At 39.2% G+C, this 17,509-nt stretch carries 7 protein-coding genes; all 7 read right to left on the bottom strand.

All coding sequences use genetic code 11. From position 1 onward, the window contains the following. Positions 1 to 82: 82 nt before the first annotated feature. The 7 genes from R2R28_RS10550 to R2R28_RS10520 all read right to left on the bottom strand — a co-directional run bounded on the left by R2R28_RS10550 (position 83) and on the right by R2R28_RS10520 (position 17,502). A complete protein-coding gene (locus R2R28_RS10550; RefSeq protein WP_316825646.1) occupies positions 83 to 2,854 on the bottom strand; it encodes an outer membrane beta-barrel family protein in 2,772 nt (923 codons plus the stop codon). 305 nt (positions 2,855 to 3,159) lie between these two features. Continuing rightward, positions 3,160 to 5,970, bottom strand: coding sequence for an outer membrane beta-barrel protein (locus tag R2R28_RS10545; protein WP_316825645.1), 2,811 nt, complete (start codon positions 5,968 to 5,970; stop codon positions 3,160 to 3,162). 261 nt (positions 5,971 to 6,231) lie between these two features. After that, positions 6,232 to 6,597 (bottom strand): VanZ family protein, encoded by a 366-nt coding sequence (locus R2R28_RS10540; RefSeq protein ID WP_316825644.1) that lies wholly within the window; start codon positions 6,595 to 6,597, stop codon positions 6,232 to 6,234. Positions 6,598 to 6,676: 79 nt separating this feature from the next. Next, positions 6,677 to 7,057: a glycine cleavage system protein GcvH gene (gene gcvH / locus R2R28_RS10535; RefSeq protein WP_316825643.1), complete on the bottom strand. Its 381-nt coding sequence runs from the start codon at positions 7,055 to 7,057 to the stop codon at positions 6,677 to 6,679. Between the two features lie 330 nt (positions 7,058 to 7,387). Next, positions 7,388 to 14,578, bottom strand: coding sequence for a cell surface protein SprA (gene sprA, locus R2R28_RS10530; protein WP_316825642.1), 7,191 nt, complete (start codon positions 14,576 to 14,578; stop codon positions 7,388 to 7,390). 11 nt (positions 14,579 to 14,589) lie between these two features. Beyond that, positions 14,590 to 15,174, bottom strand: a complete 585-nt coding sequence (gene ruvA, locus R2R28_RS10525) for a Holliday junction branch migration protein RuvA (RefSeq protein WP_316825641.1) — start codon at positions 15,172 to 15,174, stop codon at positions 14,590 to 14,592. A 6-nt stretch (positions 15,175 to 15,180) separates the two neighbouring features. Next, positions 15,181 to 17,502 (bottom strand): NADP-dependent malic enzyme, encoded by a 2,322-nt coding sequence (locus R2R28_RS10520; protein WP_316825640.1) that lies wholly within the window; start codon positions 17,500 to 17,502, stop codon positions 15,181 to 15,183. Between the last annotated feature and the right edge of the window lie 7 nt (positions 17,503 to 17,509).

The following is a 17,509-nucleotide window of genomic DNA, read 5'->3' as shown; positions in this document are numbered from 1 at the left end:
CAAGTTAGCCTTTCTTTAGATTTATTCCAAATAACAAGGTATTATGAAAGCTATAAATGATACAGGTTTACCTTCAAATGATTTAGTTCCGCTGTCTGCCCCCACCAAAGCCACCACCGCCGTTACCACCACGGTTTCGACCGCCTTCTTCGCCGCCTCTAATGCGGTTTTTACCACCCATTCGGTTTAGGGAATAGGTAAAGGAAAACATGAAATAGCGCTGCAATACATTGTAGCTCAAATCCTGTATAGTATTGTTGTTGGCTGTACGGCTAACCCCCTGGTTTTCGTTCAGTAAATCGTTTACAGCGGCTTTAAAAGTTCCCCGGTTTTTGAAAAACTGTTTACTGATATAGGAGTTCACTAAAGTAAAGTGTGTATCAAAGCCTTCTCCCCTGCCGGTATTTTGGTTGTAATCGGCATCAATAGCCCAACGGATATTGCCGGGAAACAGGTAACTCACACTGATATTGGGACTGAAAGTATAAAAACGGGTATTGGAATTTGGCTGTACAGAATAAGTTGCCCGGTTAATGGAGCCATTTACACCTGCAGTTAAATCGAGTTTATCTAAATTAGACACCAAACGGTAACCGTTGGTGATAGACCAGCTATTGGTGATGTTTTTCAGGGAATTGGTAAAGTTTACATCCCGATCGTAATTACCACTCACATTGATATGGAAGTTTAATTTGTTTTCGGCCATAATCGGCAAGCTTAATGAAGATGAAACCGATCCTGAATAAACGCCATTTACGTTCACCGGAGTAACTGCAAGCTTTCCCTGATCAGGTCCACTCTCAATCAAACGGCTGCTGTTTGCAATCCGGTTAGTGGTTTGGGTAAAGTTTAAATTCACAAATAATGATCGGTTTTTTCCTACGGTAAAGGTATTATAAGCTACGCGGAGGGTATTGTTGAATTCGGGCTTCAGATCCGGGTTTCCAACCGGAATACTTTGTGTATTGGTATTATTCCGGATGGGTTGCAACTGCTGGATGGTAGGCTGGTTGGTGCTTCCCCTGTAATTAAACACCAAACGTTTGCTATTGCTAAAATTATACCTGAACATGGCCGAAGGGGTATAATTGAATACATTTTGTTTGAGCACAAATCCACCACTAATGTTGTTGTTGGTTCTATCTGTATTTTGAACAGCCATCCCTACATTCCAATTGTACTTTTTAGCCATCTTGTTAAAACTGAAACCTGCAGAATTGGTTAAAATGGTATTTTCGTAAGCATTGCTAAAGGTTGTGTCCAATAAATCGTATTTCAGGGTAAGTGGATTAAAATTGTAGGTAAAACGATCGGATGTATTGTGGTTATAGCCATTCTGATAATTAAACTCCAGGCTTAAGGTTTTATCCAGAGGCTCGGTGTATACCAACCGTGTATTCTGACTGATCGACTCACTTTCCTGGTCGTTAAACTGATCGGTTATTTTTTTTGTTTCTATCCCGTTTTCTTTACGTGTTTCAGGGTTGGTATTGTAATTATCCGCGTCGTTATTGTTAATGTTGGTATTGAAGTTTAAAGATAACGTTCTGCCCCTTCGCATAAATTTTTTACGTAATAAAATATTATTGCTGATAGCGGGCGCAGTATTGTGATTTTTTAACGATTGCTTCCCGGTAATCATATATTTATTAAAATCACGGGTATAGTCGCTATTGTTTAAACTCTCGTTATCGGTATAACTTAAATTGGGTTGTAATTTTAATGAGGTTAAGGAATCAATCTTAGTATCTACCATAAAGTTTAAGCGGTGATTTAACCGATTGGAATTATTGACCTGATTGTTATTAAAAACCGTGGTTTCGTTACCCAATAAATTTTGCCTTACACTATTCGATAAAATAAGGTTATCAGATTTATTAACAAAATAACTCAGGCTAACTTCAGTTTGATCGGCGTATTCATCCGAAAAATTAAACCCTCCGGCTTTGGTATCGGTAATTCCACCACGGCCTCCATTACTGCCTCCGTTTCCGCCTCCCAGGCCGCCGCCAAAATTCTGCTTGTTTACGTTATTAAACTGTGCAATTACGCTCAGTCGTTTATCCTGGTTAAAATGGTTGATGTTCGCATTCACATCGTAACGATCGTTTGAACCATAACCTCCGGTGCTGTTCCCGAAATAACCGTTTTTCTTATCTTTTCGGGTGGTAATGTTGATGATCTTGGTGCGCGAGCCATCATCAATACCGGTAAATTGTGCCTGATCGGAAAGTTCGTCGATAATCTGGATTTTATCGATCATATCTGCCGGAAGGTTTTTGGTAGCCAGTAAAGGATCATTACCGAAAAACTCTTTACCATCAACTTTTACTTTCGTAATGGTTTCGCCCTGTGCTTTTACGGTTCCTGCTTTATCAACTTCTACGCCGGGCAGTTTTTTTAATAAATCTTCTACCACAGCATTTTCTACTACCTTAAAAGAACTGGCGTTAAATTCAAGTGTATCTTTTTTCACCACAATCGGCGGAATTTCAGCCTTAATATCAACCGTTTGAAGATCTATCGCCCCACCTTCTAAAACAATATCACCCAAAGCTACATCCGTTTTATCGGCGGTAATGGTAAAATCTCTTGTGGTGTTTTTTAAACCTAAAAATGCAGCGTATAATTTATAATTACCGGGTTTTAGGTTTTTGAAAACAAATTTTCCATCTTCGGTTGTACTCACTGCACCAACCATGCTCGAATCGCTAAGGTTTTTAACGGCAATTGAGGCATAATCGATCGGTTTTTTATCTTTCGACTGGATTACCCTTCCACTCACTGAGCCAGTTTTTTGAGCGTAAACATAAAATGATGATAAAATAAGAAAAAGCGTAAAAATTTGTTTCATTCGGTTAGTTTGATTGGTTGAGATAAAGACTACCGACAGTGATAAAGGTTTATTTTTGAGAAGGTAACATTTGAAATACATAGAGATGAATCATCTCTTGGCCCCCTGGATAGTGGAGATACCAGCCGATAACATAGTGCCAGAACTATTAGATGGCAACACCTCACACCACAAAAAAAGTCCTGATTAAAAACCAGGACTTTATGTTATCGTATTAATTGGTGGTTAATAAGCCACTGACAAGGGTATTAATAGGTCCTTCTACAAGCTTAGGATGACAAATCTATTTTGATTACAGCAAAAGATTACATCCTTTGGCGACCGCCGCCACCTCCGCCACCGTTACCTCGTTGACCAGGCATCTGCATATCGCCACTCATATTCCGACCACCAATGCGGGTTAAAGAATAAGTAAACGACAACATGTAATAACGTTTTAATACATTGGATGTTAAATCGACAATTGAAGTACCTGTGGCGGTTCTACTTACGCCAGTGTTCTGGTTAAGTGCATCATTTACAGAAAACTTGAAAGTTCCCCTGTTTTTAAAAAACTGACGGCTGATGTAAGGATTAAGAATGGTATATTCCTGATTAAATTGATCGCCGCCTCCAAAGTTTCTGAAATAATCGATATCGATTGCTAACCTGATATTGGCTGGCAATACATAACTCACATCAAAACTTGGGTTAATGGTGTAATACTGCGTATTAGATGCTGGCCTGGCAGAAAACGTAGAATTGGTATAGCTACCAGTTATACCTCCTGTTAAATCGAATTTTTCAACATTGGTAACCAGTTTATATCCGTTTGAAATGGTATAACTATTGGTTACATTTTTTACCAGATCGGCATTTCCTTGTTCTGCAATAAAATTCACATTTCTGTTATATGATCCGTTTCCAGAAATATTCAGCGTTAACTTACGCTCTGCCATTAAAGGCAGAGACCATGTTGCGTTGGCATTACCGGCATAAACACCATCAACGTTAATATAACTTACTTGCTGAACACCTCCTGACAAAGGAACAACAGTATTCCCAATGGCATTAAATGTTTGGGTAAGGTTTAAGCCTGCAAAGAAAAACCGGCCATTTTCGATATTAAAGTTATTAAAGTTGATCCTCAACTGGTTATTGAAAGAAGGTTTTAAGGCCGGATTACCCACATAACGCGTTTGAGAGTTGGTATTATCCGGAATCGGCTGGATCTGATCAATACTCGGTTGCGAGGTAGAACCGCGGTAGTTGATGAACAAACGTTTACGGTTGCTAAAGTTATACCTGAACTGTGCCGAAGGGGTAATATTGATAAAATTCTGCGTACGCTTTAAACCAGTGGTTAAATTGGTATTTATCCTGTTGGTTTGTTGTGCCGCTACACCAATATTCCAGTTGTATTTTTTCTCGGTAGTAGTTAAGCTAACACCTGCCGCGTTGGTTAAGGTACGGTTGTTATAAATATTTGAAAAAGTATTATCTACCAGATCGTATTGCAGGGTTAAGGGATTGTAATTAAACACATCTCTATGCGAATCGCTATTCGAATAACTGTTCTGATAATTAAGCTCCACACTCAAAGTTTTGTTTAATGGCTCGGTATACACCGCCCTTGTGGTATTACTTATCGAATGGCTATTGGTATTATTCAATTGATTGGTAATGGTATCTCTTGTTGCTATACCTTCCGTAATTTTGTCGTTCCTATAGTTTAGGTTTGTACCATCATTATCGTTTATGCTGGTATTCACATTCAATGATAGCGTTCGGCCTCTTCGTTTAAAGCTTTTTCGAATCAATAAATTATTGCTAACGGTAGGTGTAGCAGAAGTTGTGGTGTTACTTTGCGAACCAACGGTTGAGCCATCGCTAAGCGTTCTGGTATAACTATTCAAATTATTTCCATCGGTTTCGGTATAGGCCAAGTTCGGCTGTATTTTAATCGATAAAGATGGATTTATCTTGGTATCAACCATGAAATTGAAACGGTGGTTAATCCTGTCAGAAGTATTATTTATAGCTTCAGCAATGTTATTGGTAGCCCCGGCAAGATTTTGGGTGTTGGAGTTCTGGATAATGTCGGAAGTTGCTTTATTAAAGAAATAACTGGCCTGAAACTGTGTACCATCTTTATAGGTATCGGCAAAGTTTAATCCTGCAGCATTCGTATTGGTGATACCACCACCGCCACCACCTGAGCTACTTCCGCCGCCGCCTCCACCACGACCACCGCCGCCACCAAAACCATTACCTACACCGCCGCCCTGGCCAAAGTTCTGTTTGTTTACGTTATTAAACTGGCCGATAAAACTGATCTGTCTGTCGTCATCAAATTTATTTACGTTCAAACTGGCATCATAACGATCGTTAGAACCATAACCTGCTGTACTGTTGCCGAAATAACCATGTTTCATTCCATTTTTGGTGGTGATGTTCAGGATCTTATTTCTTGTTCCATCATCAATACCAGTAAACTGAGCCTGCTCAGAAAGCTCGTCAATTACCTGGATTTTATCGACCATATCAGCAGGAAGGTTTTTGGTAGCCAATAAAGGATCGTTGCCAAAAAACTCTTTCCCATCTACTTTTACTTTCGTAATGGTTTCACCCTGGGCCTTAACGCTACCATCTTTTGCAACTTCCACGCCTGGTATTTTTTTCAAAAGGTCTTCTACCACAGCGTTTTCACGTACTTTGATCGATTTGGCATCAAATTCCAAAGTATCTTTCTTCACTACAATCGGAATAGTTGCTGTAACGTTAACGGTATTTAAATCAACACCATCATCGCTCATGGCAATATCTCCAGCATTTACAGCAGCTTTAGCTACCTCAATATCTTTAGTTGCAGTTTTTAAACCTAAAAAGGCAGCGTAAATTCTATATTTACCCGGGGCTATCGCTTTAAAGCTAAAACTTCCATCAGGATTGGTTTGCCCAGAAGCGACAACGCTCGAATCTTTCAAGCTCTTAACTGCTACGGTAGCAAAATCAACTGGTTTTTTATCTTTAGCATTAATTACTTTACCACTTATAGAACCAGTGTTTTGAGCCTGAGCGATATAACCACAAAATAGGAGCACCACAAATATTGCCCTCTGAACGTTTCTTTTCATCAAAAAAAATTAGATATTATAATATAAAACTAAGCTATCAGACTATAGAAAAGCCTAAAGGTTTGTTAAGGTGTGTTAAAAGCTTGGTAACATTTTAAATACAGCCCATTGGCAAGGTTGCCGGATTAGAAAAGTAAGGTAAAAAAGGGGAATTATTTCCGTTGTGAAGGATAACTTTTATAGTACACTTTTGGGCAGTGACAATCCTTTTTAAAGATACTACACCCACTTAAACTGATGGCCACCACTACACAGATGATGCTAAATTTTGCTTTCATAGGAGTTATTTTGTTTTTCAATAGTGGTTTCGTTGAAGTTTAATTTATGAAGTAAAACATAACTAAAAACAGCCATGCATGCACCCAACATATCACAACCAAAATCCCACCACTCTGCCGAGCGATAGGTAAAAACTTTCCATTGTAGTAACTCTATTCCACCACCAATTATTGCATTGATGAGCAAAATTTTAAAAATGGTTAAAGTTCTGAAAGCGTAAGTGTGCTGATATTTTATTTTGCCAAAGAAAAGCAAGATTGATAACACAAAGAAAAAACCCATATGGGTCATCTTATCAAAACCTTCGAAGAAAAAGCCACTTTTTCCAACGGAATCGGAAATGTGCATATTACAAAACACTAAAACAATGATGGTCCAAAGAACGGCCCATTTTTGATGTTTTAGTGTTTTGTACAAAATATTAGGATTAAGCTCCTACCAATTCCTGGTAAGCTTCTGCTGTTAACAAACCTTCAATCTCAGCTAAATCAGCTAAAGATACTTTTACCATCCAGCCTTGTCCGTAAGGATCAGAGTTAACCAATTCCGGATTATCGTTTAAATCGGCGTTAACTTCTAATACTGTTCCGGTAACCGGCATGTATAAATCAGATACAGTTTTAACGGCTTCTACGGTACCAAAAACTTCTTCTTTTGCCACTTCGCTCCCTACAGTGTTGATATCAACATAAACAATATCGCCTAATTCGCGCTGAGCGAAATCGGTAACACCGATAAAAGCTTCGTTACCTTCAACTCTAACCCACTCGTGGTCTTTAGTGTATTTTAATTCTGATGGAAAATTCATTGTTTTGTAAGTATTTGAATATAAGTTGTTTATTTTATTATTTCATTAGGCTAGCAAAGGTAAAAGTAAAGCACTAAAAAAAATTTCTACGTTTACGCACCAAAAATACAATTTAGTTTGGCTAATCGCAATGGTTAGAAAATTAACTTTAGGGATATAACCTTGAATGTTTAATCAATTTAACTGGTTTATTAAATGTGAAATTATTCAAGCCTGTGTCTTTTCTAAAGGTACTAATAACGAGTAATAGGGAGTATTTAAGTAGCGTTTCATTACAATCAATTAAATTACTTAATTCGTCAAAATGAAAATTTGCAATCAGTCTATCCATTAATTCAACGTAAACCTTAAACTAAAACCGAAATTGCTGAATGAAGTATTAAAAGTTTGCGAGGTATAAGGTTTTGTAATGTTCGAATCGTAAAACAATTTGATGTTAAATTTCTGGTTTAACACGTAATCTACACTTGGCCTAAGGCTAATATTTTTAGCGCCTGATGAAACTTCTGCCTCGGTAATATCCGCACGGTAAATCACGGTTTTATTATCGCGGATAGCCACATCGAGTTTAAAGTCCATGTTGTTATCCATTTTCAGGCTTTTAAACCAACCAAAAGGGAAGCGGAATTTATTGGTGCGGTAGCCCAAACCTAATACCATATTATTTTCTGACAGCTGCGCCAACTGGCTATTTGATAAACTCAAACCTAATAACCTCGAACGGTTTAGTTCGAAAGAAGCGGTCAGGTTATTTTTAAACCTGGTATCTACCCCTACTAATGGTGCAAAATACTCTGAAACGGTTACCTGGGCAAACTGATATTCTGGCAGGAAGTTATTGTTCACATCCCTGCTGCTCGAAGCGCCGTTAGTTTCCTGATAGCGTAATAATGAATTAAAGCCATTGATGTTATACGCAGAACGGTAACCATGCCTGATATCTACAGATGAAAATTTATCGGCAATAAATGGAATACTGGTTAAGCCACTATAGGTTAAATTCCAGTTTGGAAGTGGTATTTTAGGAAAAGCATTCATTTTTGATTTGCCTGCATCCTTACCAGAATAAGCAGCCATAAAAGCAGAAATAATTACATCCTGACTTTCTTTACTATATCCATCAGCATAACCTCCATTAAGACCAGATGAATTAGGATTTTGAGCGCCTAATCTCCTCGAAATAATGATCCGGTTGGACATAAACTGGTTAAACAGGCTTGAAACCGTGCTCGAGTTATTCTCTTTAAAAGCAGTACCGATAGCAATATACGAAATGCTATAATCGCCAGTGGTAATGGCACTTAAATTCTCAAAAGAGGATACGCTTGCCACATACCTGAAATTGGTAGAGAAATTCCGTGTTTGGGCCTTATTGGCCTTTAAGGTAATCCGAAGATCTTTAAATGGCTCTATTTGTCCGGTAAGCTGAAAATCTTCTCTTAAGGTATTTACATACAATTGATTCTGCAGGGTATCGGTAGTTAACCAGCCATTGTTGAGTGCCATTTCGCGAATATCGCGCTGACTACCAAAAGCAAAACCTAAACCTGGCGCCCCCGTTGCATTATCGATACCAAAATATTTGGTAGTTGGCAGGTAACCCGGCAAGAAAATACCCTTCGTTTGTACATAACTGGCATTAACGTTTTTTAAACTCGTTAATATATTGATGAAAAATTTCTTCGCCCCGCTGCTGCTCTGGTCGTTACCCGTATTGCGGATAAAGCCAAATTTATTGTATAAAGTAGTTAAGTTCAGCGTAGGGTTTACCTGAATGGTCCTGCTGTTCTGCACCGTATTACCTAAGTTAATATTTGGATCACGCAGGGTAGAAAGCGGCTCGGTTTGCCAGTTAAAATTGGTACCATAACGGGTTTTAACAGTAACCCAGTTTAAACCCGGAATTTTATCAATCGGCAAATTATAGGTTACATTTAAATTGTGGTTATAATCTGTAGTACGACCTAAACGTTTTAAATTCTGCCAAACGGTATCTCGTTTTAAGCCTTCAATTCTTCCATCAGGTTCGTCGATAATTGAATAGTTTGTAGCGTTAAAGTCTAACTGTAAAGAACGGGTTAGGTTCCATGCAATACCATAAACCCTGCTCATGGTAAAGTTTTTGTTAAAGGTAGTACCATAACCGTTTCGGTAAAGCCCGATGGTATTGTTCGGATCGTTGTTTCTTAATGTATTTTCTGAATATAAACGGTCTACATCGATCCTAAAATTAATGGCACTTGGGAAAATACTAAAGTTAAAATCCCTTAATAAAGCCAGCATATTCGATTTAATGATCTTCTCGAAAGGCGCTATGGTTTTGGCTTCTTTAGAATAACTGTACTGTAATGATGCCCTGTAAGTATTCTGAATACTGCTTTGGTTAATAAAATCACGATGGTTATACTGCGTATAAGCATAACTTGCCGCAAAATTTTCAATATCCCAAAGGTGAACCGGTTTACTGGTATTTACGCGATCTTTCCTTACGTTGGTAAAGTTAATCCCCCTCCTGACAGTATAATCCTGTGCAAAATTTAAGATCGAATCTTTTTGTGCTTTGGTTGACTGGTTTAAAGCATTTTTCAATTCAATATCCGGAGTTCGCGGATTGTACTGTGGTGTAGAAACCTGTTTTGAATAACTCACAAACATTGGGATTTTTACTCCTGATTTTTGTGGCAGGAATTTACCTAATTCCATAGCCGAAGAAACATCCAACAATACATTATCAGCACGGTTTCTTTCGCTCACCTTTGAATCGATAGAACCAAAACCCACGGTAGATTTACTTCCTGAAATATTTACGTCGGCAAAATCTGCCAGTTTTAAATTCAACCTTCCAGTTGCAGCCCAGCCACCTCTCTCATCAAATTCGGTTAACCTTAATTCGTTAAACCAAACCAATGCACTTTTATCCTGTCCATCATCACGGATACCATCATCGTTTGCCGCACGTAATGGGTTTTTAATCCCCACCATGTAAACCCTCACCTTACTCATATCAGGTTGGCCTTTTACCACAATGGTTCTAGCTCCATCGGTATAGGTAAAAGGAATATTGGTTGGCCAAGGTTGGCCATTTGCCATTTTAGCCACGTTACGGGCCAGTTTAGCATTTTGGAAAAGGGTTAAATCAATATCCATTCTATTGGCTTCAGGCCAAATGGCATCAGGATCGCTGGTTCCGGGATTGGTAACCTTTAATGGCATTACATATTCGTAATAGTTATCCTGGTTATCGGTTCCGATCCTTAAGAAAGCCGAAACATCGTTATCATTTAAAAGCTGATTGTTAACGGCCTCTGCGTGCACAAACATTTCTAAATGTTTGTAAGACCTAAAATCACTATATGCGGTTTTAAACGCTGCCCTGCCATAACCATCTCTTAACGATTTCACGGTAACAGATAACGATTGCTCATTTAACCTGGTATCGCCACGGTAATTGCTGTAATCACGCTCACGTAAAATGCCTGGAGGTGTAACATAAGGAATTGGAGAACGTTTCCCGTTTTCTTCAATATTTACAGTTGATACTTCAATGGTAGAATTATCGGGAGTTAAAGCCGGTAAAGACGGATCAACAATTACCTGAGCGGCAACGTTAGAGGCATTATACTCCCTCCATTCGCCACGGATCAGTTGTAATTTTGCAAAACGCAATACAGCAGTATCAGCGAAATTGGTCATGAACATCCTGAAAAAACGGATTGATTTAAAATCCTGAATGCCACCAATTTTGTCTTGATATTGTCCGATTGGAATTCTGAACTGGTACCAGGTAACGGCCTGTGTATTTCCATTGGCCAGTTTTACCTGTGAAGTTACCTTATCGGTAATGAAATTCTGACCAACATTTAAATCACCCGGGCGGATAGAAACTTTATATTGAAAGTATTCATCACTTTGGGTCATGTTATTATCGCGGTTAATATCTTCACCATCCGGCAACGAAGTAGAAGCTGAATTCTCCAATCCAAGCTCTGCCTGCGATTGTTGCGAAGTTTTAGAGTTTCCCTCTGTTCCGTTATATTTTTCGTAACGTTTAAGGATACCGGCATTGATCTGATCTAAAGCTGGCCCTCTGAAATAAGTATAATTATCTGATGATGGATCGGCATCAATTGCTGCTGCCGCAGTGGCATTCAGCTGCCCTTTAATTTGCGTAATTGCTGCATTAAATTTTATTTTTTCATCTGCATCTGATAATCCGTCTAAACCTACATCCTGTGCCCGGCGCGAATCGGGATTGTTATCGAAGGCCTGTACAACAGGTTGCAATCTTGGTACACGGCCCCAAACAGTTTCCTCGTATTTACTTGGATCGTTTGTAGCCGGCAAACCGTTTTCGAGTGATTTTCTTCCATCCTTAAGGATATCCTCAGAGATATTTCCTAAGTTGAAATACATATCACCACCAGTAGAATTTGGTTTATAGATAAAAGGATCCATTACCCAAAGTTCAATAAAACCAACATTTAAAGCTTCAAAATCGTTGGTTTCGATTTTCCGCTGAAAACCACCCCAATTATTTTTAGGCTGCAATAATGATCCATCAGGTTTAAAATCGGTAGTACGGAAATTGTATGGCCCCCTAACGGTTGGGTAATACGCTACATCAAGTGTGGTAATATTTAAAGCCTGTCCGGTTGCCGTTTCTTTAAAAGGAAAAACCTCCTGCTCAATTACTTCCCTTACATAGTGGTTAGAAAGTTCATTTCGGTTGTTTCTGATATTGGCTGGCGTGGTAGAAGCTGCAGAGTTATAAAAAGTAGGGTCGATATTATAAAAGGCAATTCTTGCACGGTTATATCCGTAGGATAAATCGTTGGAACGGTTCGATTCGTTGAAAAGCTGTGGCGTGCCAGACAGTTGCCATGCAATGGCACTTTTTAAATCAATTACCGATCTTGATGCCTCGAAATCATCCAGATAACTTACGCCGTTTTTACTTCCCGCAAAATTGAGCGCCCTTGGGTGACCAGGAATTAATTGTGCAAACTCGCCGTAAAAAGTTACACTTGATGGTGCTTTGGTTGAAATGAACGGAAGTTTATCAACCAGTTTGGTTAAAAATCTTGATGGTGAGCTATAATTAATATCTGCACCCCAGATGGTGTTCGAAATGGGTTCTTCACCAAGGTTTACCTTTTGGGTTAATGGTTTTTCGGTGAGGTTCATGATGGTACCTCCCAGGTTTAGTTTATTGTTTACCCGATAATCTAAACGGGTACCAAAAAGTGATCTTTGCTGCAGGCCAAAGAGTTCATTGTTTTCTGTGGTAATCCGAATTGGCTGACCAGAGATTAAAAGTGCCTGGTTAATAATACTTACACGACCACCCTGATAATCAACCGTAAAATCTACTCCTTCGGTTAATGGCATTGTTCCGGCAAAAACCTTTACCGATCCTTCGGGAACGTTGATGGCGTTTAAGCTAAATTCAGAAGAAATATCAGATTGGTAATTTACCTTAATTACGTACCTGTTCTGATTCTGGAATAATTGCTTGGCAATGGTTTGTGTTGAATCGTAAAGTGCAGTAAAAGCGTATTTATTGATCAGGTTCTGCTCGCTTGGTAAAAACCTTGCGGCTAAATCTTTACCAAACGGCTCAATTACCGGAAAAATAATTCTTCCATTTGCAGGGTCGATGGTGATGTAACCTGAATTGGTATTGGTTACCAACGAAGTTTGCCCGTTACTACCTGTACCAAACAAACTTGCCTGATTGGCATTACTGGCAGTAGAATAAGAACCAAAAGCGTTATTTGCCGCCACAAAATCGAAAACACCATCAGGTCTACGTTCGTTTTGTTGATTTAAACGGTCAAATTCAGTTAAGGCAATCCATTGTTTGTTTGCGGTGTTTTGTCCTTCGGTCATCACCGGATTATCTACACCGGTTTCGTTATCGATGCGGTAAATATCCAGTTTAAAATTCTGACTGCTGATCTGATACCCCCCGATAGAATAGATGTTTTTCATCATCAAATCCCAGGTAGGAAGTTTGATTTTAGTGGTTTCGTTTTTTAATAATTTAGTATAAAGTACCTTCGGGTTCGTAGCGTCAAAAGGAATATCGGTAGAAAACTCACCCACCTGATACTCTACACCGTTATAAGTATAGCGGTAAGCTACAGTCAAAACCTCATCGGCATTTAAAGGATTGTTTAATGATAAATAACCCAATTGCGGTTGAAAAGTAAACTCGCGTTCGGTTAATTTCCTTGCATAAGTTAATTTGGCAAAGTTATCGGTAGCACCATTCGCCTGGAAGAATGAAATAATGGCATTGGAGTTTGTTTGTCTTGCCGCCCCGCCCTGATAGCTATTTAGTTGCGCAATTAAATTGTTCGATTGTTGAGGAAAACCAGTTGCGGTAGTTCCTGCTGGCAAACCAGAAGTACCACCTGTAATTAAAGTATTGGTAAAAGGAGCATTTTCACCTAAATCCAATAAACCCAATACATCGCGTGAATCGGTCGTATTACCGGCTTTGTTGGTAATCCAAACCTCAATTTTGGTAATCTGGATCGGAGAGGTGATAATTGGTGCGTTAGCCAGGTTTTTATTGTAATTGTTCCTGAAATATTGCGATAAGAAATAATGCTTATTGGCCTCATAACTATCGATACTTACCGTTGTGGTGTTTTGCTGGGCCCCATTGGTAATTTTAATTTCTCTCGACTGCGATTTTTGCTGGGTATAAACACTGGTTACATTTAAGCGGCCAAATTTTAATTGTGTTTTAATACCGAAAAGTGCTTGTGTTCCGGTAATTAACGAGGTATTTAAAGGTAAACTTACGTTACCCGCCTCAATTTTCTGAATAATATCATCTGCTCCGCCGGTATAATCCAGCTTAATCTGGTTTTCGAAATCGAATTGTGCCTCTGTATTGTAGTTGCTTTTGATTTTTAATTTTGTTCCGATATTTCCAACAAGGTCCATCTGGATCCTTTGATTAAAATCGAAATTGGTCTGCACCCTTTGTCTTTCGTTAAAAAGTGGGTTTTCATTTTTATTTATCCGGCCTAAAAAAGTAAGTTCGGCTTCTCCACGCGGTTGGATATCGATGGTGGTTCCGCCAAATAATTTTTCGAAGGCTTTACTGTTTACCTGGATTTGAGGAATAATGCCTGTACTGCGGTAATCGCTTACCTCGGCATTTGAAATACTGCGCCAATTGCCACGTTTTATTTCGCTGTTTACCAGCCGTTCATACTCACCGATGGTTAAATACTGGGTATTTAAAACGAACCGATCGCCAATAATTTCTTTAACCACATAACGTTTGTTTTTGGCATCGTATTCTACAACGCGCTTCAGGTTATTTGGTGCCGGATAAAAAGGATTAACGGCCGGACTAAGCCCCAGACGCTCTTTTTCCTTAAGTCCGAAGTTATTTTTTGGCGTAATGGTATCCGCTTTGCTTGGAACAACTTGGGAAAAAGCGTTTTGAGAAGCAATTAAGAAAAGTGGGATGAGAAACAGAAATGTAGATATTCTCTTCAAAGGCAGTTTGTCTATAAGGTTTTTAAAGCTTGTTTAATTAGTTGCTCTACCGAAAGTGTTCCCTCTGTCACTTTTAATATCTGGTCTATAGTTTTTTCGGCGGTTTGTTTGGCAAATCCTAGCATTACCAATGCAGATAACGCTTCATCTTTAACAGTATTGTGCTGAGGCATAGAAATTAATGAATCCGCCCCTTCTTTTTTCAGTTTATCCTGCAACTCTAAAACCAGGCGTTGTGCCGTTTTCGCACCAATACCTTTAATTCTCTGAATAAGAGGTAAATCTGCTTTAACAATTGCGGTCTGGATTTCTACAGGTGTGATAGATGATAACATCATTCTGCCTGTATTCGGTCCAATTCCTGATACTGATATTAAATGTAAAAATAAACGGCGTTCGCCCTCATCAGCGAAGCCGTATAATGTGTGTGCATCTTCTTTTACATGCAGCCAGGTGTAGAGTTTACACCTTTCTGCATCGCCCAAAGCGCTGTATGTATTTAAAGAAATGTTAATATGATAGCCTATGCCTCCGGCTTCAACCACAACGTAAGCTGGGTTTTTGAATGTCAATTTACCATCAATATAGGCGTACATGCAATTCTACTTTTTAGTTGTTTTTCCAAATATACCTTTTCGTTTCGATGTTTCAATTTCTTCTTTTGCCTGCACATCTACAACAGCAATGGTAACCATATTTACAATTTCGCGTACCGAACTGCCTAATTGAACAATATGAACAGGTTTATTCAGTCCTAAAAGGATTGGTCCAACCGCTTCTGCGCCACCAAGCTCTTGTAACAATTTGTATGCAATGTTTCCTGACTCAAGATTTGGGAACACCAGGGTATTTGCCGGAGCATCAGCTAATGTACTAAAAGGAAAGTTATCTTTTAGCAACTCATTATTAATTGCAAAATTTCCCTGCATCTCACCATCTACCACAATTTCCGGGTGGTTTTTATGCAATAGTTTAACCGTTTCCCTTACTTTATTTGGGGTTATACCATCGTTTGAGCCAAAGTTTGAATAAGATAAAAGCGCAATACGTGGTTTAATGTTAAATTGTTTTACCGATTTATCGATCAATAAGGTAATATCTACCAGTTCTTCTGCGGTTGGATCTACATTTACCGTAGTATCGCCAAAGAAAACCGGACCTTTTTTGGTCATCATCATATACATGCCTGCCACCCGTTTAACGCCTGGTTTTACACCGATTACCTGTAGAGCTGGTTTAATAGTAGCCGCATAGTTTTTAGTTAAGCCCGAAATCATTGCATCAGCCTCACCAAACTCCACCATCGAAGCACCGTAATAGTTACGGTCTCTCAATAGTTTGGTTGCATCCCGCATAGAAGAAACTCCTTTACGCTGGCGTTTATTGAAAAGTGCTTCGGCATATTGTTTGGTTTTATCCGGATTCTGCATCTGATCAATAATCTCAACACCTTCCAGTTCTAAAGCGTGTTCATCAATAATGGCTTGTATTTTTTCTCTGTTGCCCAAAAGGATTGGAATCGCGATATTCTCATCTTTTACGATCTGTGCAGCTTTTAAGATTTTATAGTTATCAGCCTCTGCGAATACCACTCTTTTAGGCGCCATTTTGGCTTTAGTGGTTACGGCCCTCATAATGGCATCATCCAAACCTAAACGTTTTCTTAATTCTTCGTTGTAGGCATCCCAATCGGTAATGATTTTCCGGGCGACGCCGCTTTCTATGGCAGCTTTGGCCACAGCAGTAGAAACCTCGGTAATTAACCTGAAATCAACTGGTTTTGGAATAATATAATCTTTACCAAATTTAAGGTTACGGGCATTATAGGCTAAGTTAACAGCTTCAGGAACTGATTTTTTAGCCAGCTCTGCAATGGCTTTTACCGCAGCAATTTTCATGGCTTCGTTAATGCTGGTTGCCCTAACATCCAATGCTCCACGGAAAATGTAAGGGAAACCCAACACATTGTTCACCTGGTTAGGATAATCGGAACGGCCGGTAGCCATGATGAGATCTTTACGGGTTTTAATGGCCAGCTCGTAAGCAATTTCGGGATCTGGATTGGCCATGGCAAAAACAATAGGGTTTTTGGCCATACCCGTTAACATTTCAGGAGAAATTACATTTGCAGCCGAAAGTCCGATGAAAACATCAGCACCTTTCATGGCTTCTCCAATATTGGCAATATCTTTTCTGGTGGTCGCAAAACTCATCCGGATATCATCCAGATCAGTACGGTGAATATCAATTAAACCATTGATATCGAACATCACCAAATTCTCTTTTTTAACCCCTAAACTCAGGTACATTTTAGAGCAGGAAACAGCCGCAGCGCCCGCACCACTTACCACCACCTGAATTTTATCTATTTTCTTTTTCTGGATTTCGCAGGCATTTAATAATGCCGCACCAGAAATAATGGCTGTTCCGTGCTGGTCATCGTGCATTACAGGGATATTCATCTCCTGTTTTAACCGCCGCTCAATTTCGAAACACTCCGGTGCTTTGATATCTTCGAGGTTGATCCCCCCGAAAGTTGGCTCCAGGGCTTTAACGATTTTCACAAAATCATCAACATTTTCGGTATCCAGCTCTAAATCGAATACATCGATATCTGAAAATATTTTAAATAAAAGGCCTTTACCTTCCATTACCGGCTTACCAGCCTCTGGACCAATATTGCCCAGGCCTAAAACAGCCGTTCCATTACTGATAACAGCTACTAAATTACCTTTTGCGGTATATTTATAAACATCTTCTTTATTGTTTGCTATTTTTAAACATGGCTCTGCAACTCCCGGAGAGTATGCCAGGGTTAAATCCCTTTGCGATGTTGTAGGTTTGGTAGGTACTACCTGTATCTTTCCCGGACGGCCTTGCGAGTGGTAATCCAACGCATCTTGCTTTCTATTCGTATTACTCATTAAGTAA

Source organism: Pedobacter miscanthi, assembly GCF_032678605.1.
In the GTDB taxonomy this organism is placed as follows: Bacteria; Bacteroidota; Bacteroidia; order Sphingobacteriales; family Sphingobacteriaceae; genus Pedobacter; species Pedobacter miscanthi_A.
Note: the sequence above shows the minus strand (reverse complement) of the source record. Positions and strands in the feature narration are given on the sequence as shown.